The organism is Leeuwenhoekiella parthenopeia (assembly GCF_020782115.1).
Taxonomy (GTDB): Bacteria; Bacteroidota; Bacteroidia; order Flavobacteriales; family Flavobacteriaceae; genus Leeuwenhoekiella; species Leeuwenhoekiella parthenopeia.
Genome location: NZ_JAJGMW010000008.1, coordinates 18,741 through 38,832 on the forward strand (window position 1 = coordinate 18,741; position 20,092 = coordinate 38,832).

Consider the following 20,092-nt stretch of genomic DNA (forward strand, 5'->3'; position numbering starts at 1 on the left):
CCATTAAAGAGAAAAAGATTGAAAAACGAGCAATTGTCATATTTATCACATTTGTATCAAATCTTATTTAAAAGACTCTGAATTAATTTCTCCATCTTTTTAGGTTTAGTAGTAGGAGCAAAGCGTTTTACCGGTCTTCCGGTTTTATCGATTACAAACTTGGTGAAGTTCCATTTAATTTTACTTCCGAGCAAGCTGCCCAGTCTGCCTTTAAGCCATTTAAATAGGGGATGGGCATCTGAACCGTTAACGTCGACTTTATCAAACATCGGGAAACTTACACCGTAGTTAACCTGGCAGAACGAATCAATTTCTTCTGCGCTTCCGGGTTCCTGTTTGCCAAATTGATTGCAGGGAAAGCCCAAAATAACCAAACCTGCATCCTTGTATTTTTCATACAGTTTTTCGAGTCCTTCGTACTGCGGGGTGAGTCCGCATTTACTCGCGGTATTCACGACAACGACAACCTTTCCGGCATAGGCATTCATAGAAAGGCTTTCGCCCTTTAAGGTTTTGGCTTCAAAATCGTAAAAAATCATAGGATTTTCTGAGTTTAGGGATGATTCCTGTAAAAATACGATTCTCAGAACGATTAAGACTTCTTTGTTTTAGGCAAAAAGAGGAAGCAGCGCCTGATCAAAACATTTTTTCTTCTTTTTGATACTCCCGTTTCAGCCCTTTGATCAGGTTTTGACTGTCGATTTCAAAGGTTTTGCGATTCAGGGCGTTTAGGCAACTGTAGTGCACCACATTGTTGATGTTAGCGCCGGTGATGTCGTAGGTTTTAGCCAGCGATTTAAGGTCAATCTCTTCCGCAAAGCGGAAACCCTCCGGAAGTGCCAGATTCCAGAGTTTGAGGCGTTCCTCTACGTTAGGGTTGGTAAACTGTACTATTGCCTGAAACCGACGGGTAAATGCAGCGTCGATGTTCGATTTAAAATTGGAGGCTAATATGACGAGGCCGGGATGTTCTTCGAGACGCTGAAGCAAATAGGAAACTTCCTGATTGGCGTATTTATCGTGGGCATCGCGCACCTGTGTACGCTTTCCAAAAATGGCGTCGGCCTCATCAAAAAAGAGGATCCAGTTTTTATAGCGGGCCTTGTCAAAGAGTTTAGACAGGTTTTTTTCGGTCTCCCCGATGTATTTCGAAATCACAACCGAGAGATCAACGCGGTAGACCTCGCGGCCGGTGTATTTGCCCAAAAGGCTTGCGGTAAGCGTTTTTCCGGTCCCCGGCGGACCGTAGAAAAGAGCCCTGTAGCCGGATTTAAATTTTCCGGTGAGATCGTGCTTTTTTTTCAAAACCTCGTGATGCTTAAGCCAGATTTCCAATTCTTTGATCTCATTAAGTGTTTGCTTGTTTAAGACCAAATCTTCCCAGGCGAGATTGGTAGTTAGTTTTTGAGCGGGAAATTCGATGCTGAGCTCCGGATCGGGAATACTTCCGGTGAGCAGAAGCTGTACATAATCTTCCTGCAAGACCAGATTTCCGCTTAAAAAAGGTTCGTGAGCCCCAACTTTCTCAAGCTGAATGACTTTATTCGATCGCAGGGGCGCTTCCGGAAGCAAAAAACTCAGATTTTGCAATCGTTCCGTTATGTTATTGCCGGCCAGAAGAAAAAGTACGGTTTCACCGGTAGGGAGAATCCCGCGATGGGTGTTGCCTTTGGTTCCGCCCAGTTCAGGCAATTCGGCTCCTTCGGGATAGACTTCATTTACGCAGGTTTTAAGCAGGGCAGGAGCAAGATAAGGCGCCAAAGCCAGAAAAAGGATACTCTGCTCTTCAGCCTGCAACTCGAGAATAAGGATCAGTTTTTTTAAATACGAATCAGGCAGACTGTTTGTATCAAAACGTGGAGCATCCTTAAATGGGGTATCCGAATTTCGTAGGCGCCAAAGCAGCAGTTCTTTTAAGTGCTGTATGGCCAGATCAAAAGCTTTAAATTCAGGCATTAGTATATTTTTGATAGGCTTTTTCCAGTTTGATGTCGTATTTATTTTGTGCGTAACCCGGCCCGTTATAGCCTTTGGCAAAGGCAGCCCAATTTTTAGACTTCAGATGCCTAAGCAGGTTATTGGCTTTTAAAAATTTACCAAAAGCCTCCAGATGTGCGCGCTCGTGCGTGTACATATGCGCCACAAAGGCATCAACGCTGGGATAGCCCAGGCTTTCGTAATGAAAACCCATAATTTGATACGAACCATACGAAGCCGAAGCATAGGCTGCATCGTGTACGGCATCGAGATCGCTTATTCCCGCAGCTTTTTCCAAGCGTTCATATTCTTCAGCACCACCCTTGTAATGCGACCGGCTCCAGCTTTCATAGAGCACGTCTTTCGTGTAGTCCGTCACAAAATCAGCCGGATTGAGTCCACGCTTTTTAAGCTGTCGCCAAAAAATGTGGCCTTCAAACAAAATGCGTGGCCTGCCGTCAATTAAAAAGCCTTTACCGCTGCTTTCAACCTCATTCACCGCTTTTACCGCAGCCAGTTCCACATCAAAGTCTTCGGCAAACTGTTTTAAATCGGCTTCACTTAACAATTTATCGCTAAAACTGAAGAGGTTATCGCGAGCCGAAAGCAATTTGGACCAGGTCTTCAACCCAACAACACCGTCTATAACCAGATCGTTCTTCTTCTGAAAATCGCGTATAGCGGCATCGGTATCTTTCCCAAAATAAGTGGAGACGTAAACCGAATAGCCCAGATGTTGTAAAACTTCTTCCAGGAAATAAACTTCGGGGTCCTGTGAGCGGTAGCGTAGTGTTTTCATAAATGTGGGTTATTTTCTTTTGATAATTTCTAAAATTTTAGTGTTGTATTCGGCATCTTCTTTAACAGCTAAATCGGCCGAAACTGGCTTATTGGTGCCATCAGTATATGTAGTAATGCCATCCAAATCATAATTAACGCTCATGAATTTACCCGGAAGCTCGCGTAGGTCAGGGCGTATTAAGGTTAATAAATCCCGTTTTAAAGCGGTTTCAATATCTGGTACCGATTGAGCATTATCTTTTTTAGCTTCTTTGTTTAACGCATTTAACAATGCAGCACTGTTTGCTTTCTCTTTGACGATACGGGCCGAAACGTCCAGATTGAATTTATTTTTATCTTTTGAACCTGATTCCAAAATGCGGGCAATAGCATCCTCTTTTGACTTCATATCCTTGGTATTGTATCGCGGTGTGCTGGGATGAATGTTTTCAGCAGAATTGCTTCCGGAACCCCCAAAACGGTCGGCAATTAAATGGGCATTGTGAAAACCGGCTGTTGCGCTGTCTGTAACTCCCCGGGCACCTCCGCTTTCCTTGAGTTTTAAATTTTTTCCGGAAACGTGACGCGTTATATTTTCATCTTCATTTGCTGCAAGGGTTTCGGCATGAGTAATATTAATTTGAAAATTCGGGCCTTTTTTACCGGTATCGGTGAGCGTTGTATAAACCACTTCGTAGCCTCTTGCAGTTTCTGTTTTAGTAATTTTATCTGGGATATAATTTTTATGTTCGGGTTCACTACTTGAGGATGAACTTCCTAACTGTAATTTACCTTCTGCATCAAAAGAAAGCTGGGGAACACTATCATTGGCTTCTTTACGGCGAATGTATTTTTTGTTTGAGGCCGATGTGGAATAATGATACCCGCTGGTTTCAAGCAAAGTCTGTTTTCCGTTTGCGTAAGAGTTTAATGTCGTATGATCTTTTGAAACGTATTCTTTCCCCAGTTCCTGAAGCATTGGATTATCACCGGTACCTACAGTTCCCGGTTCAACGCCTATAGTTTCCAGATCCCCGGCTATACTGTTGAATTTTTGTTCGATCTCTTTTTTCCACCCCTCGATTTTAGCAGATTCAGGAGCTGACTTGGCTTCTTCAGTTTTAATTTTTTGCAGGATCGCACGGGTTTCCGAAAGGTAATTGGTAATTCTGCCTTCTGCAGCAATGCGATTGGTTTTGATCTCACCATCAGGCATCGCTTGTGTTTCCACTTTGGCTTTAGTAAGACGATCACCTACCTGCTGCTTTTCACTTTGCACCATCAATTGGGGCTTACCGCCGGTTTCTTCTAAAAAGAGTTTATGATTTTTACCGTCTTTCGTTTTGAAGCGTTTTTTAATGCCTAACCAGTCGATGAATTTTCCGGCCGCTTTTTTTCCTTTACGTACCAATTTCGAAAACGTCTTCTTCGCCTTTAAAATCAATTTATCAATCGCTTTATCAATACGTTTTCTGATTTTACCAATGAGTTTCTGCACCTTTTTAGCCAAACCGCTAATACCGAGTAAGGAGGCCAGAAAGCCAATGATTACCGGTACGGCCTTGCCCAGGGCCGTTTCGATTTTGGTAGCAATCACACCCACATTACCAGCCGCAACAGCCTTAACGCCGTCAATAAAGGCGTTGATGAGTTCCATAATCTGGCTGCCGCGCTCGATAAAGAATTTTACGATGTCTATAATCATCATTGCAGCCTTGACAAAGGCTCCGGCGGGGCTCATCAAACCCAATACCCACTTGATACCGGCGTCGACAACGGTAGAAATGATCATTTCCTGAATGCTATCAATGACGGTCTCTTTAAGGTCGTTAAATTGCTCTTTGAGGTATTCCCAGATACCCGCTATCCCTTCGGTACGTATGATTTGAAAGAGTTCGAAGCCTGTCTCGAGTGCCTGTACCATGGGCTCGCCGAGAAGTTTTACCGCTTTTTGACGCATATAATCCCAGGTGAGTCCCAAAACCTGCATCACCAGACTAAAAATGCCTTTAAGACTGAAAATATCTTCGGGGATGGTAATGCCCATAGGACCCAGGGCGCCGGTAAGCCAGGTGACGAGACCACTCATCAAATGCCTCATAATGTTATTGCCAAAATTGACAAAGCCCTCTTTAACGCCCCGAATAAGATTACTCAAAAACCCTATAGGATCTGAAATGATCGCGCCAATAGCTTCCAGCGCAGCGCTCAGCAGGTTGGTCAGCATATTTTTAATGGCGATGATGGTGTTTATAATTCCCATTACCAGTCCCATCGCCATATCAATGAGTCCGCGGTTTGCGGCCTGCATTTCTTCAATACGCGCGTCTACTTCGGCCAGACTATCCTGATACTGTTGAGCGAGGGAGTCTATGAGTTCGTCCTGCTTGCTGTTTACATCTTCTTCCAGGCTGTCAAACTGCTCCTGAATGTTTTCGGCGGCTTCCTGAGCAATACCGCGTAAAGCTTCCGGTTGTGATTCTACAAAAGTGGCTACATCTTGCTTGCCCTGTGTAATACGCTGCTTGGCTTCGGTGAGTTTTTGAGCGATATATTCGGCGATTGTAGTAAGCTCACTATCCATCGCTTCGATGTATTTGTTTCGGCCTTCCTCAAAAAAGGCATTGACTTCATCAGGCAAACCGGTAAAAGCATCGCCAACCCACGTAAGGGCTCCGCCCACGCCACTGTAACGCTCGTCTTTGTAGGCATCCATCTTTCGCTCTACATAATCCTCAAAGACTTTTTTAGCCCGTGTGGCAGCAGCTTCAAAGCGCCTTTCCACTTCGGCCTCCAGATCGGCCAGCAAGGTTTCCACATCGGTTTTGGTGGCTTCAAAAATTCGGTTGATTTCCCCCGCGATGCGCTCGCGCTCTGCACTGTCTGATTGCGCGCCGGTTTCCTGCTGCGTCTGCATCGTACCCAGTGCTCCGGTACGGCTGTTGTGCATAGCTTGCAGCTCGGCACTGCTGCTGGTTTGCGCCTGCTCGCGGGTAGCGGCAAGACTGTTTTGCTCGGTTTGTCTAAATTCCTGCGGAGCCTGCTCGGTATGTGTTTGGGCTTCCTGTTTACTGTCTAAAGCCTGGGTAAAACCGGGTTCGTTACTGGTTGCCAGCATCTCATCAGTAACCTGGTTATTGGCCATTTCCAAATCGATACGTTGCAAATTTTCCTGAAGCGGAGCACTTACCTGATCTTCGGGACGGGGAGCAGGCATCGCCTGAGCTGCCCGCACAGGAGCAGGAGGGGAGCCAAACTCGGGTTCGGGTAGGGGTTGCACATCACGCGCCGGGACAGCGTCCGGGTTGGGTTCGGTTTGTGTAGCCTGATCAATAGCCCCGGCAGCCTGTTGCCGTTCTGCCGAAGCCATCGCGGTACCGTCTGCCGTTACTTCATCAATGTTATTGTTATTTTCAAAATCATCAGCTTCTTCTTCGTTTGCCGGAAGCTGCATAGCCGCGATGCGTTCCATCAGGCGGGCTTTAAAAGCAACCGCGTCGAAAGTGCCGGGTTCCTGTTCTTCCATCACGGCAACCTGACCGGCCTGTGCTTCACTCAGTTGTTCATTGGATGCAGCAGGTGCAGCTGCAGATGCTGCCGCAGCTGTCTGCGAGGCGGGTTGGGTGGTCTGGGCGGTTTCTGCCCGGTCTTCCACCTGATTTTCGGCCTGTTGAAAAGCAGGATCTTCCTGCGGAATGCGCGGATAAGGCGTGGCGGCAGTTTGAGCCTCACCGGTCTGTGCTTCTGCATTTTGCGGTTTTTCCTCCTGATGATTAACAGCAGCTTCTGCGTTTGCAGGAGTTTCGGAATTTGGCCTGGTAATTGCATTTTCTGAGACCAAATCTACTTCTGTAGTTGAAGTCGCAGGCGCCGAAGTACTACCGTTTGCGGTGCTTTGTGGTGTTTGTTGCGGGTCGACAGCACCCTGCTGAATGGTATGTGTTAATTCGTGGGCTAGCAGCGCATCACCCTGCGCGGTACCGGGATTGAAGCGCCCCTGATTAAAATAAATATCGCTGCCGCTGGTAAAGGCCTGAGCTCCTATGTCCTGAGCCATACGTTGCGCCCGCTGATCGGTATGTACGCGCACATCGCTTAAATCAGTTCCAAAACCCGCTTCCATCTGATTTCGGGAAGCCTCCGGAAGTGCAGAACCGGCGCTACGGGAACTTTGCAATTCACTACTGATATTGGTATTGCGGGGCCTTGTCCCCGCACGCATTTGTACTTCTTCCTCTTCTGCCCTGGTTTGAACAGATTCCTCCTCTTCAGCTTTAGACTGAAGTTCTTCATCTTCTTTAGACTGAACTGTCTCTTCGTGTTCGGCCTTAGCCTGAATGCTTTCTTCTTCCTCCTGCATCTGAAGTTCGTCATCGGCTTTAGCCTGAACCGATTCTTCTTCCAAAGGTTTCAATTGCACACCGGTACTGATGCTTTTAGCCAAAGGTTTAGCCTGTACGGCAGGGGTTTTGACGCCCGAATTCCCGGTGTTTTGCACCACACGTGCAGCCACATTGTCTGCTTCGGTCTCATAGCGATCGCCCGGCGTACCGGTTTTCAGCTTTGCCTGTACGCCAAAAAAAGGTGTTTTCGCGGCTTTGCCGGAAGTCTTCTGAAGAGCGGGTTTATTTTTAGCAAATACAGGCATGGGTTGTAATTTTTAAATTTTACCAGTTGATGTACACTAGTTTTTTGAGCCAGGGTAAACGCATCAGCGTGAGGCCCCACGGAAGCTGATCGAGCAGAATATCTGCCGTCTCGCGTTGCAGGTGCAGATGGTCTTTTTCGGTCTCAAAAGTCAGTTTCCCGCTTCGGGTTAAAAATTGTCCGCGCAAACCGGCCGGAGTGGTGTTTTGGAGTACAGACCAGTGGCTGATGGCGGTTTCCAGTAAATGAATAGCTTCTTCTTGCTGCTTTCGCGAAAGGCTTATGTCTTTACGCACGGGATATTGCGACGGAAGACCGCAGAGGTACTTTTCAAAACCCAACTCTGCCTCGTGAGGTTTTACGTTACCGGTGGCCAAAAAATGGAGCAGGTGAACCGCTTCATCCCGTTTTGATTTTTTTAGCTGTTTGGTTTCGTCAATGAACTGTAATTCGCTAAAAAATGCAGGTAAAAATGGATGCAGTAAAACCAAACCGGCCTGAGGCAGAAGTGCTGAATCTACTTCAGGATCTACTAACTCCGCTAAATGTTCCGGGTTGTTCTTTGGGCGAAAAACCTTTAAATCCGTGACCGGCTTCAGCAGTTCATTAAGATTGGATTTTAAGGAAACAGGATTTTCTTCACGAAATATATTTTGAACTTTTTCGTATTTTATTTTTAGAATTAAATTATTGGTTTTTAAGGTATTGTTATTTATTATCTCGACCGAAACTTTATCTTTTAATTTTAGTAAAACCAGTTCGTTTTGAGACAGTTTTGCCAGTAGGGTCAGGTCTTTAGCGGTGGTTTTAGGGGTTAAAACCAGTTGCCTGAAAAATGTAGTGAGATCAAAGTTCATTTGACTTTCAGCTGCCTCAATACAGGAACCTGTAAACAGCACAAGCAGGCTTTCCCGATACTCAGGGAGACTACTTTTTTTATACAGCGTTTGGAAGGCCCGGAATACCTTTTCACCATCCGAAGTGCGCAATTGGCTGATGAATTTCCACAACTCGACAGCATCTGCATATTGATAAACCAGACGTTTGCGTGCCGAAGGATTTTCTTTCAAAAGGCTTTTTAAAGCAATTTTAAAGGACTGTGGTGCGGCAAGTAAGGTTTTAAGCTGCAGTTCTTCATTTTTAGTAAAAAACCAGGGCAGGCTTCCGGTTTTTAGGAAGTGCAGAAAAGCTTCAGGCTGTCTTTCATTTTCTTCGGTAACTTTCAGTACATCTGATTCTACCCGGGATCTTGTTCCGGTCCTGATCGCCTGTTGAAGCTGGTTTTTAATCTTTTCGACCAAAACAACAGGGGCATCGTACACCAGACCATTTTTTGAAGTTTGGAGTTCGAGATCCAATTTTGGCAGACGGTAAAACAGTTTTGGGTTCAGTTGCAATTGGGCGATCCAGCTTTCAATCTCCGGAAAAACCTGTTCGTTAAGCATCCTGCTTAGGTGATCTTTTAAAAACAGCGCTTGCTCCATAGAATTGCAGTCTACTTCTACAAAAACCTTATCAATACTATGATTACGCGCTGCTTCCATAACTTATTTGATGTTTTCGATTAACAAGTCAAAGTGCGCTTCGTAGCGTGGGGTAGCAAAATGCTTCCGCATATCCAGGTAATTGGCTTCCAGATTATCGGGGAAGTTTACCCCATCCTGATTGCCAAAAGCGTTATTTTCCTTGCGGTCAAAATGCTTTTCAATAGTTGTGAGAATGGGAGCGACCACCGTTGTACTCCAGAAGGTCGACTTCTTACAACGCATCACGCCGTAAAATAAATCCTGAGCGAAAATGTAAAGCTTTACAAACGCGGGTTTTTGGGTGCTTTTTGCGGCCAGGCAGGCTTCGTGAATACGATCTAGCGCCTGCTGAATTTGCAGACCGAGCTCGCTGCTTAATCCATTTGTAAGAATTGCAGGATCGGCCAGAACATCGCGGTATAATACCTTAACCAGACCGCCTGCCTGAGCCAGACTCGTATCCTGTGTTTCCTTCAAAAGCAGGTTTAAGGCAGGAAGCTGACTCTTCAGGTATTGGGTGGTCTTATCGGTACATAATGTATCATCCCCCGGAGGATCTAATACCTCATCAACTTTAATCTCGACCAGAGTTGGTCTGGTTTGTAAATTATCGCAAGGCGGAATGTTTACCTGCAATACCAATTCGCCTGAAAAGGCTTTGTCCAATGCAAAGGCGATTTGATTCTCTTTAAACGCTTCCTGAACCTTTCCGTTTATCAGCCAGGTATAGGTAGCCTTGTCATCGGTGATGTTGCCGGTAAAAATGCGCTTTCCGGCTTCATCTTTGGAGCTGAGGCGCAAAACCCGGCCTGATGGTGCACCCACGTTTACCGTGATGGCTTGCCCGCCTTCGGGAGTGATTTGATAGTCCTGCGGCGCCAGTCCCAGCGGGATAAAACCCCATTTTTCGTTTTGAAAGACCACGCCTTCACCGCTTATTTTGGTTTTAGGATCTCCCGATATAATCGTGATTAAATACGTGCTTTGATCGGTATTGCAGAATTGCTTTTCTTCCATCGCAATGACCGGCGTTTCTACCGTATCGCTTTCCAGCGGGGGAATTTCAACACTGATGATTTCAGATCGTATGCTGCCGCAAGGTTCTATCACAGCATCTACAAAAACCCGTGCGGTGAGGGCGCTTTCGCTTTGCTCAATAATAAGCAGACCTTCTTCGGTGGTTTTTTGGGATTTGCCGTTTATAAACCATTCAAAAGGAGCTTTGGCATCGGGACTTTCTACTTTAATGCTAAGCTGTTTTTTATCGGGATCAAAGCTTTGATTCAGACCAAATGCTTCAGGAAGCTTCTGCACTGTAACGCTAATGGATTTTCCGTCTTTTAAATTAATCTGATGAATTCCCGGGCCTGCTTTAGCCGGCATAAACGTCCAGCCTTTCTCGGTTTGCTCAACTCCGGCTCCGGCAAGTTCAACTGCGGCATCTTCGGGAATGACCATAATGGGGTAGGCCAATTCATCATTTTCGCAAAACGCACGGGGTTCAATGTTGATAAAGGTTTCCTGGGCCTGTTTGATTTCGACTAAAAGATTGCGTTCCTGCGTAACCTCCTCACATACCGAACCTTTTAGTGTAAGAATTACCGGAATCTCAAAGAAACTGCTGTCAAATTCCTTGGGAACGGTAAAACGATAATACGGATTAAATCCCTCCTCGTTTTTCTCGCCAATTTTCCAGCTGAACTTATACTCCTGTACATTAAAATCATTGGTGTTTTCAATATCAAGCCTTATTTCAACTGATTCTCCCGGAGCTGCGGTCAGCTCGCGCGGAAGGCTTACAATCTCAAAAACGGGTTTTTTGAAAACGATCAGCGTTGCGGTAGTGAGTATACCATTCACAGCAAACTGTATCGGTTTGTCGTAGGCGTTGTATTCCGGCGGACTGATCATCAGGGAAGTTCCCTGTATCGTAACACCTTTAATGGTTTTGTTGATAAGGCTCACCTGAGCATCCTGTGGGCTCACAGTGAGGCTTACCTCAACCGGATCTTTGCTTTCGGGGTCGACACAAATACGATCTGGATTTACAACCAGAGAAGCGCTGTCAATCGGGTCGGGCACGATAAAGCCAATAGGAGCGCAGTCTGAACAACACATGTAGGGCAGGGCAAAATCGGCAACCACGGTATTGGGAGCGATTTGGGCATCTTCGGTTTCGCGGTTGATGCCGCTGTACACCATCACAAAGGTGCCACCCATAGGCACCCCGGCTTTGTGCTCAAGACCGGGATGTTTTCGCACAAAATTCTCAAAAATGAGTTCGTCAAGAATTTGTGCTTTTTTGGTCTCGATTTCATCTAAAATCACTTCCAGTTGCTCCGCCGCACAGCAGTTTTCCTGAAGCCGGTCTAGCATAAACGTATAGATGGTCTCGTAGCCGTAATGTGTATAATCGGCCTGCGGATTGTTGAAGATTTCATTTACCACAGCACGTGCTTCTTTCACAAAATCACAGAGATCCTGCATCGCCTTGATGAAGTTCTGCTTGCCTTCTTTGGTAACCGATTCGAGGTCTGGCGGAATGTGCGAGGCCGCGAGCTGTAACCGCGAAAGGATACCTGCGGGGATCTCAAGACCTACTTTAAGATCGTTCGGGTTAACCGGAGTTTCTTTAGGGAAAAGTTCTTTTTGCTTGCGGATTATATCCCGTATCAGTTCAACAGCGCTGGCATTCATACGGTCTTTGGAAACAAAATCGACCACGTATCCCAAATCCTGGGGTTTGGTATTCAGGCTTGCGGTAACCGTTTTATTGACGCTGACTTCTTTGGTTAAGGGCGCAATGGTAAGATACGGACTCTTCATGCGCACGGTGGTGTCTTTAACCGCGTTCAAGGTATTGTTGGCGGTAGCCTTTTTATACTCGGTAGCTTCGCTCATCGCATAAAAACTGCGATAGGTTTCAGTTTTTGTGGCAGCAGACGCCCTGGTAAAGTAGTCCAGTATTTTCGAGGTGTCCTCCGCTTTGGCTTCACTTAAATTTTCAGCCGTGGTACCATTTACTTTTTTTACCAGTGCTAAAACCTCTTTTTGATTGGCCTTAAGCACCGCTTCAGGATCTTTAGCCGTGAGTAGCTGTTTGCGTATTTGCTCCAGCAGCGTATTTAACTGTTTGAATTGAGCCGAAGGCAGTTTACCCAAGGCTTCCATATCAAGCTGGTAATACGCTATAATGCGCCGGAGGTCTTCATCAGGGGTTTTGGTATCCTGAATTCCGGGTTTGGTAAGCACTTCTTTTTCCAGCAGATCGCTTCGGTCAAACTGCTCAAAGCTGTAATTGTGACTGCCGAGATCTTTGATGTTAAAACCGCTGAAAAATGCGCTGACTTCACTGTTAAGGCAGTCCTGCTCGGCAGTCCAGGATTTAAGACTCGTAGCCAGATAATCAAAATGGCAGGAGTAGTCGTCCAGATCAATATCTTCAAGCGAAGCATTTACGTTTATGGCCTTGATGTCAAAAGCAAGACCATAGTCTTTTTTAAGGCGTTCCAAATCAGTAAGGGCAGCGGTGTAAGTTTTTCCCTGAATGCCTTCAATACGCAGGAAGTTAAAACCGCTAAGGTCGTAAGTCAGCGGTTGTCGTATGGTAAGATCACTGTCCAAATACTTTTTATGATAGCCCAGGTTGAATTTCTCCCGGTAGATCGAAGTTTTTAGGAAATCCCAGTGATATACAAGGGCTTCACCGGGACTGTAGTAAAACGGAATGGCCTGCGCATCCTGAGGTTGCTGTCTCGGATTGTTTGATGGGGTTATGACTAAAGCGGGTTCTACCGGAAGGCTGAAGGATTCACGAAGAATCACGGCTTTGTTGAGCAGAAAACGCGCCTTTTGAAACGCCTTATCCCCGTTTGCCGTAATGGGCGAATTGTAAAAACGATGCCGGTTTGCGGAAAACCGAAGCGGAGCATTGGGAGCACCCAGCAGGATGTGTTTTGGGAAGGCCTCAACCGGTGGGCAGCACACGTGCTGAATGTGAAGCAACAGATCGCGAACCTCGTTATAAATCGCCGCCAGATCGGCCAGGTGATCGTAATAATACTGTATCTGGAACACAGGCGTTTCTTTACTTAACTGGTATAAGCTTTCAATTAAGTAATTCATTTTAATATTTTGAATATCAAGTAGTTTATAAAAACCATTTTTGATATTCAGGAAGGCGTTAGCCAGTTCATTGGCCACACCTGCGCAAATGCTTCTGTAGTTGTTTGCCAGTGCCGCATAGGTCCTGGTATTTACCGGTTTTAGATTGGTGTTGATGCGTAAGCCGGAAAGGTCTTTGAGTCCCGTAAAATTGGTTTTGAGGGCCGAATTTTCCCCGGTCATACCAAAATCGGTATTCCGCCCGAGGGTTGTTTTTTCAGAGATTGAATTGCCTGCTGAAAGGTCCAGAGCAAACAGATTATCCGGTATTTTTTTGAGGGAATCACTGATGACCAAATCTTTTCGCAGATTGATGAAATCGAGCAGGGCAGAAGCGTCGAGTTTAGGCGGAGCTTTTACTTCCCGGGCTGCAGTTTTGAGCAGCAGCCGTGGCATTTTTACTTCAGGTAGACTTTGGTAGGCACTTAAATTAGCGTGATCGCGATACACCGAATCGTTGCGGGTAATTACCGAAACATCACCGGTATTTACAAGCAAAACCCGAAGATTAGCCACCTGACGCTCGCCCTGACTGTCACAGTTAGTTTCGGTACAGATATCGGGTGTCTGGGGATAGGTCTCCAGATAAAGCAAAACGACCTTGTCTTTGAGTTCGGCTTCAGTAAGCACCTTGTCTTTTCCGCTTTCCCGGGTAGCTTCAGTTTTTAGCTCCAGGAGATTTAGCAAACCGGAATCCTCGGCATTCCGGAAGTAAGGATAGTTTGCGTAGGCATCTTCAAATACCCGATAGTGCGTGTATTGTAAAGCCTCATTTGCCAGTTTTTTATAAGTGTCTGCAGGGGTGATGGGTTCGCCATCTGTAGTTTGAGACACATCAACCAGCAGTTTGATGAGGTCGCCGTCTGTGGTTATAGCACAGCCGGGTGTGATGCTCACCCTAGTACCGGAAGTGGTGACTTCAAAGCCACAAACAATACCCACACCACTTAAGCACGTGCGCGAAAGCCGGTCCTGATCCTGAAAAAAGTCAAGAAACTCGTTAAGCTGGCCCGCGGTCAATACCTGATCATCTACAAACGCGCGGTAATCTGGTGTTATTTTGGTTAAAAGTGCTTGCATGATTGTGTGTTTTTAGAGTTTGCCAAGGTTGGTTCTACCCAGGATGACATTTCGATTGGTTTGTTTCTCTTTTGACTCGCCGGCTTTAGGCGCTTCTTTTTGATCTTTAGGTCTGCAGCTGTGTAATCTGCCCTGATGGTAAATGGTATGCAGACTGCCCATAGCCTTGTTGAGATTGATCAATGCAGTCTCGTCCTGAGCCTGCTCGTTTTGGGTACGGCTGAGCAACCAGGCTTTGTAAGCTTCTTCGAGGATTACCATCTTATTTTCTTTTGGTGGTTTCCCGTTTTCATCGGTGTAGTTTTTGGCATAGCCTATCCAGCAGATTTTAGCTACAATATGCGCAGGGAGCTCGCGTCTGATCAAATCTTCGACAAAACGTCTGAAGTCAATATTGCTAAAGCGCTCTGTCCAGCCCGGTAAGACAATACTCACCCTAAAACTATAGGGGTCAAGAGGCTCGCAGGCATCACCCGCACAGGCTTCGGCGCATACGGGCATAAAATTTTGCGTATGGGTAGTTTCCAGATTTACATCGGGTCTGAGCAAAATATGCTCGATGAGGTACATACCTTCATTGCCTTTGAGCGCATTGATGAAATTAAGCACGGCATTGCTCGCTTTTACAGCATTTTCTTCACTCTTAAACGTGGCAATGCGGCGGGCAATGATGTAGGCTTCGCTGTCAGCCTTTTCGTTGGGATTGATCAGGACAAAATACCACTCGGGCGTTTTGTTGGGATCTTTGGGTTTGGTTTGATAAAACTTAAAATTCTTTGAATCCTGAGCATAGCGCTTTACCAGCATCAATTCCTGATGCAACTGCTCCAGATTTTTGTAGTGTTTGGTAGCCGAAGACAGGATGGTTTTAGACCCGTCTTTGATACGCCAGCGGTATTCGAGGAGGTCATCGGTGTCTTGTTCCTCGTAAATCTCGATATAATCTTCAGAGAGGTTTCTTCGGTTGATGTCTGTAATGCCCAGCAACAGATACAGGCGTTTTTGCACGGCCGAAATATTTGGGGTATCCCATAAGTCTTTCGGTTTCTGATTGAAATAATTAAAGCTCAAAGCCCGTGCGCTTCCGCTTAGCGCATATTCTTTTAGAAAACGCTCTTTGGTGCCAATGATGGCTTCTTCGGCAAACTGTCCGTATATGCTTCGCATTAAAAAGGCATAATCCCCGAAGCTCTCTGCAAAGCGCGCGAGCAGGTGATCCAGAATTTCATTGCGCTTTTTTAGATTTCGGTCTTCAAAATTGGGATAGAAATGCGCCGTAAGCTCCTCATCGCTATTGGGAGCAAAACTGGTGTCCGGGAATTTAAAAAGTTCGTCACGCCCTTTAAGATCACGTACCGCCTGTGCGAAATAGTAATGGCGTGATTTTCCCGTAACCGAAAATAAGGTGCCTACCTGTTCCAGATGTTTGAAGTAATTGGCCAGAATCTGATCGAAAAACAGTAGATAGGCCTTGAGTTGTTTAGCTTTAGCACGTTCTGCTTGGCTTGCGTTGGCTTTGAGACCGTAAGGGCCAATACCATAAACTTCCGGAAACTCATTTTGTATACTGGTGGTTTCGCCGAGCTGGTATTTCTCACCTTTGGGTAGTTTGAGTGTGCGCAAGCTGTCGCGTATCCCTTTCAGGTCTGCAGCCCGGGCATCGCGTATTTGCTGTTTAAAATGATCTACCCGCGCATCATCTATATTCAGCGGGATAAAACCTTTAAAAAAGCTCCACGAACTCCTGTCGCAAAGCACCGGTTTCTTGCCGGGGTCCAGACAGTAGACCCACGAACTGCCATCAGGGGTAGCTTCGGTACAGGCACCGATGACGATATCCCGAATGTTAGCCACACCTTCCACATTGTTAATGATGTTGATGAGATCAGACTGGCGCACTTCGGTTTTTAGAGCTGCTTTGAGCACCTCTTCGTCGTCCAGAAAGCCGTTTTCGAGCTGTGGCCCGTTAAAAATTTCGAGCGGTGATTTCCCGGAAGCGGTAAGTTCTGCCAGGGTCTTAGGTGTGATTTCAGGCGTAAAATAGGCTTCAACGGCAAGAAGGATTCGGGCTTTAACCGCATTTTCATCAGCTTCAGACTCCAGCTCAATCTCTGCACAAACTTTTACGGGATGCTCATTTACCTCTTTAATCTGAACAAGATCTTCACAGAGGTTTCGGTTTTGATGGTATTTGGCCCGAACCTCTTTTTCGATATCTTCCAGCTTTACACCTTCCTCGAGATCAAGCAAAAGCCTGTAGAGCCCATTGAGGTAAAACTGTTTTTCATCTTCAGCTTTAAGGTGTTCAAAGCCTTCTTTCTCGAGAAACGAGCCGTAATTGAGCAAACGGTCTTTACAATTTACATAGACTTTCTTTTCATAGCGCTGCAACCAGGCGTTGCGCACCCCGGGTATATCGATGAAGAGTTTGCGGTAATCCAGATGGGTGACGGGCTTTGTACTTAAAATCTCGTGAGCCTCGTGAAACTGGTTGCCGAACGCATTTTGACCTTCGGTGAGCAAATCGGCCATAGGAAGATCAAGGCGGTTGGCCAGATCGGTTATGGCATAGGAGAGCACCTCGAGTATGGTGATACCGGGATCGTGGCTGTTAAAGTCGGTCCATAAACTACCGGCCAGTTTTTCGATATAGGCAATGCCCTGTTGTCTTAGGAACTCAAAATCCAGATCATCACGGCTGGCCGTATTTTTAGGAATGCTGATATGTTCATTAAAACCTAGCATAGACTTTCGGTCGTATTTGAAGTAGTAGCCGCGCAATATTGGGGTGCGCGGGTTATGCTGTGCGTTTTGGCCGAAACCAGTATAGCTTTGGGATTAGAAGGTTTTACCCGTTTCTTTTGCAACCCCTGATGGGTGATCACCAAATCGGTAATAAAATCTACATAGTCCAGCGCTTCGATATAATTTACCAGCGTATGCTGATGCAGTTCAACATCAAAGACAATCCCTGCGGTCTCGGCATAGGCCCAGGGAGACAGGAATTTTTTAAGATCTTCTTCCAGATGTTTGAGGTAGAAATTTTCATCCATGCCGTGCTTAATTCGGGCTTTAAGCGCAAGATGCACGGCTTCGTATTCGGGATTGATCACCTGCGGAACCACAAAAAGGGAAGTGCGTGCGATCAAAAACTCCTGAATAGCCCTGAGTTTAGCGGCGCTTACCCGGGGTTCGAAAATGTCAAACACATTTTGATTGATGATATCGGGTATGACCACTATTGTGACCTTACCCGGAGCCGTGAACCGGTTACCGCAGGTATGGTTGAGGCATTTTACTTTATAGACTTCTTTAAACTGCTCCAAAACCAGATGCTCATAGTCCCAAAGGCTTACAGCCCGGTCTTTGTGGCGCAAGCGTTCGCTTACCCTGCGGTAATAGGCTTCGTCTGTTTCCTTTGGGCTACCGCCAAAACTGGCGTAGGGCTGTTGCACTTTTTTAATCCCGGTTTCGCGGTTGACGAGCTTGGATATGGTTTCGGCTTCAAGTCCGTTTTGCAAATGTTCAGGGGTGTTATCCTGATTTTTGAAACGGGCCAGAACCGCCTGAGCGCGCACGTCGAGAAAGCGGCATATCACATCAAAATCCCGGGGCGTGTGGGCTTTTAACCAGACCATGCCTGAAGGCATCAGATGGTGTTGGGTACTCGCCTCGGCAGGAATCGCGATGCTCACAATGCCGGTCTTCAGAAAATTGCCGGTATTATCCTCCAGAATGGAAGTTTCGGGAAGTTTCAGCCAGGTGTCATTGCTTAAAACCGACCAGGAAATACGTTCGTTAAGCGCGAAACCGGGTTTCTGAGTGTTTTCGGTTCCTTCCAGAAGTTGAATGAGCAAATTGATGTTTTGACCGCCCAGGGCATCGCTGAGTCCAATAAATAACGTGCCGCCCCTGTCGTATTTAGGAAATAACTTTTGAGCGGGTACTTTTCCGAAGGGATGTACGTGAAAAAGCGTAATGGGCGCAAGATCCCGGCTTCCTGTTACCTCTCCATTTATAAAACTGATTTCCTGAGCCGCACGGTAAGACAGACTCATAGCTTCCAGAAACGGCGTATAAGGCTCATTGGGAATGATCACATCATCTTCGGTACTGGTAATGGCCAGAGTGTACAAACGCGGATAGAGCTCGTGGTAAAACGAATGCGTCAGGCTCAGTTCCAGCGGACCGCTATGGGGTTGTTGCCCGTCCTGCAGGGGACTGGTAATCAGGAGGCTTGAAGTCTCTGCCGTTTTGGCGTTCTGTTCTTCAAAAAGCGGGGCGGAAGCCGGGTTTAATACCGCTTCAGGAGCATTTTCTAAACTCAGGTTTACGCTGAAATGTGCAGCATTCTGAACAATAAGATTGTCAACTTTATACACTTTTTGCTGAGCCTGGTTGGTGAGCTCTTTATTCAGGTTTGAAAGATCTGTACCTTCGCGAAGTTTGAGTAAATCTGATGATTTACCCGCAGCCGTGATCTCTTTAAAATCGTATAACAGGTTGAGGTACTGTAAATTGCTGCTTACATAGCCCGAAATATCTCTTCGATAGGATTCATAATGTTTTAGGAAACTTTCGGGTAGATTAAGCCAGCTCAACTGTAAACCTATCGCAGACCAGCGTTTGCTAAAAAGTTCCGGATAGTCGATTTTAAAATGCGAGCGTTTATAAGGTCTTGGGCCAAAGGGTAAAAAAGGTTTTTTAGGATTGATCGCACCCAGATCGTTTTCCAGTTTCAGGCCGGTGATGCCGGTAACTTCTACCTCAAGCTTCAGTTTGAGCAGTTCGAGTTCTGATAAAGCCTGTCCCACGGCATAGGCTTCGGCAGTACTGTAATCAATCATCAGTTTGATCAGGGGATGTTCGGTCTCAAAACCGGTGTCGTGAATAGCCTTATTGTAGGCAACAACCGCTTTTTCTTCCTTTGGAATGTTAAAAGCAAGGCTAAAAACAGCAGGGTTTGAAGCCGAACTGATTTCGGTTCCCGGAAGACTTTCAGAAACGCTTTCTACTAACGAGAACGGACCCATCCAGCCTTTTTCGCCGGAAGCATACACCTTTACATACCGGATGAGATTGGCAATGGTAAGATCAGCCGGTTTACTAACCGTAAAGCTTACGGCCACATTGCGGTTACCTTCCTGAAGTTTAAGCAGGGGTGCACTTATAGCCAGACCCAGGGCAGCATTTGCCAGCGCCGGGCGTTTGTCGTAGGTTTCGGGATATCCAAAAGGCCACCAGGATTTATTGTCTTGTAATGGTTTTTCGACTCCGTCTACCGTGTTGGTGCTTTGAGCAACCTTTATCACGTTTAGCGCCGGGTCGTGGTAGATGCTTTTTAAACTTTCAACCTTAGCTTTATTGACAATGAGGTCTGCAGATGTCTCGTATTGTCTGGGTTTATTGTTCGCATCTTTTTTGGCATCTAATAAACTTCCTTTGAATACGGGGGCTTCCGTGAAGGTTTTGGCAAGTTCAAATAAAATATGCACCTGATCGGGTTGTGCCTCTTTACGCGGAATCTGTAAAATTTCGGCATAATAAAACTCCAAATGCCTTGCGGTAAGCCGGTTGAAACGCCTGCGCGAAAATTCCATCAGTTTGAGAAAACACACAAAAAGCGTTAGATAAGGCTCCATGTTTTGCTCCAGCTGGGCTTCGGCTAAAAAGTTTTTTAGGGTATTCAGATCACCTTTTGGGAAAAAGTTTTGCCAGTCTCCATTAGGTACATCCGGATTGTCAATTTTGAAATACTGAATGTGAACGGCAAAATCGCGTGCCAGCTGTAACCACTGCGCCACATCCAGATCCTGTAGTTCAAAGGATTCCGGATTGAGCGCAGAAGCCCATCGCGCGGCCTGCGAAGTGCCCGCCCTGCCGGTTAAGAAGCTCGTGTCGCATTTTTTTGCCATCGT

The 20,092-nt window shown here is 46.2% G+C and carries 8 protein-coding genes; all 8 read right to left on the minus strand.

Translation table 11 applies throughout. The annotated features are described in order from the left end of the window. Positions 1-56: 56 nt before the first annotated feature. The 8 genes from LLW17_RS07655 to LLW17_RS07690 all read right to left on the minus strand — a co-directional run bounded on the left by LLW17_RS07655 (position 57) and on the right by LLW17_RS07690 (position 20,089). Complete coding sequence (locus LLW17_RS07655) at positions 57-539, minus strand: glutathione peroxidase (protein ID WP_228229666.1); 483 nt, start codon at positions 537-539, stop codon at positions 57-59. A gap of 97 nt (positions 540-636) precedes the next feature. Further along, a complete protein-coding gene (locus LLW17_RS07660) occupies positions 637-1,956 on the minus strand; it encodes an ATP-binding protein (protein WP_228229667.1) in 1,320 nt (439 codons plus the stop codon). Next, the gene (locus LLW17_RS07665; RefSeq protein WP_228229668.1) at positions 1,949-2,776 is read right to left on the minus strand and encodes an N-acetylmuramidase domain-containing protein; all 828 of its coding nucleotides are present in this window, start codon (positions 2,774-2,776) and stop codon (positions 1,949-1,951) included. Before LLW17_RS07665 ends, LLW17_RS07660 begins: the two co-directional genes overlap by 8 nt. Before the next feature lie 9 nt (positions 2,777-2,785). Next, a complete protein-coding gene (locus LLW17_RS07670) occupies positions 2,786-7,405 on the minus strand; it encodes an eCIS core domain-containing protein (RefSeq protein WP_228229669.1) in 4,620 nt (1,539 codons plus the stop codon). Positions 7,406-7,424: 19 nt separating this feature from the next. After that, positions 7,425-8,948 (minus strand): contractile injection system tape measure protein, encoded by a 1,524-nt coding sequence (locus LLW17_RS07675; protein ID WP_228229670.1) that lies wholly within the window; start codon positions 8,946-8,948, stop codon positions 7,425-7,427. Positions 8,949-8,951: 3 nt separating this feature from the next. Further along, positions 8,952-14,174: a hypothetical protein gene (locus tag LLW17_RS07680; RefSeq protein WP_228229671.1), complete on the minus strand. Its 5,223-nt coding sequence runs from the start codon at positions 14,172-14,174 to the stop codon at positions 8,952-8,954. A 12-nt stretch (positions 14,175-14,186) separates the two neighbouring features. Then, positions 14,187-16,955, minus strand: coding sequence for a baseplate wedge protein (locus tag LLW17_RS07685; RefSeq protein WP_228229672.1), 2,769 nt, complete (start codon positions 16,953-16,955; stop codon positions 14,187-14,189). Beyond that, complete coding sequence (locus LLW17_RS07690) at positions 16,913-20,089, minus strand: baseplate J/gp47 family protein (protein ID WP_228229673.1); 3,177 nt, start codon at positions 20,087-20,089, stop codon at positions 16,913-16,915. Before LLW17_RS07690 ends, LLW17_RS07685 begins: the two co-directional genes overlap by 43 nt. Between the last annotated feature and the right edge of the window lie 3 nt (positions 20,090-20,092).

Excerpts from the sequence above, each read along its gene's own strand:
- LLW17_RS07655 (WP_228229666.1), bottom strand. The coding sequence starts at position 539 with ATGATTTTTTACGATTTTGAAGCCAAAACCTTAAAGGGCGAAAGCCTT.
- LLW17_RS07660 (WP_228229667.1), bottom strand. The coding sequence starts at position 1,956 with ATGCCTGAATTTAAAGCTTTTGATCTGGCCATACAGCACTTAAAAGAA.
- LLW17_RS07665 (WP_228229668.1), bottom strand. The coding sequence starts at position 2,776 with ATGAAAACACTACGCTACCGCTCACAGGACCCCGAAGTTTATTTCCTG.
- LLW17_RS07670 (WP_228229669.1), bottom strand. The coding sequence starts at position 7,405 with ATGCCTGTATTTGCTAAAAATAAACCCGCTCTTCAGAAGACTTCCGGC.
- LLW17_RS07675 (WP_228229670.1), bottom strand. The coding sequence starts at position 8,948 with ATGGAAGCAGCGCGTAATCATAGTATTGATAAGGTTTTTGTAGAAGTA.
- LLW17_RS07680 (WP_228229671.1), bottom strand. The coding sequence starts at position 14,174 with ATGCAAGCACTTTTAACCAAAATAACACCAGATTACCGCGCGTTTGTA.
- LLW17_RS07690 (WP_228229673.1), bottom strand. The coding sequence starts at position 20,089 with ATGGCAAAAAAATGCGACACGAGCTTCTTAACCGGCAGGGCGGGCACT.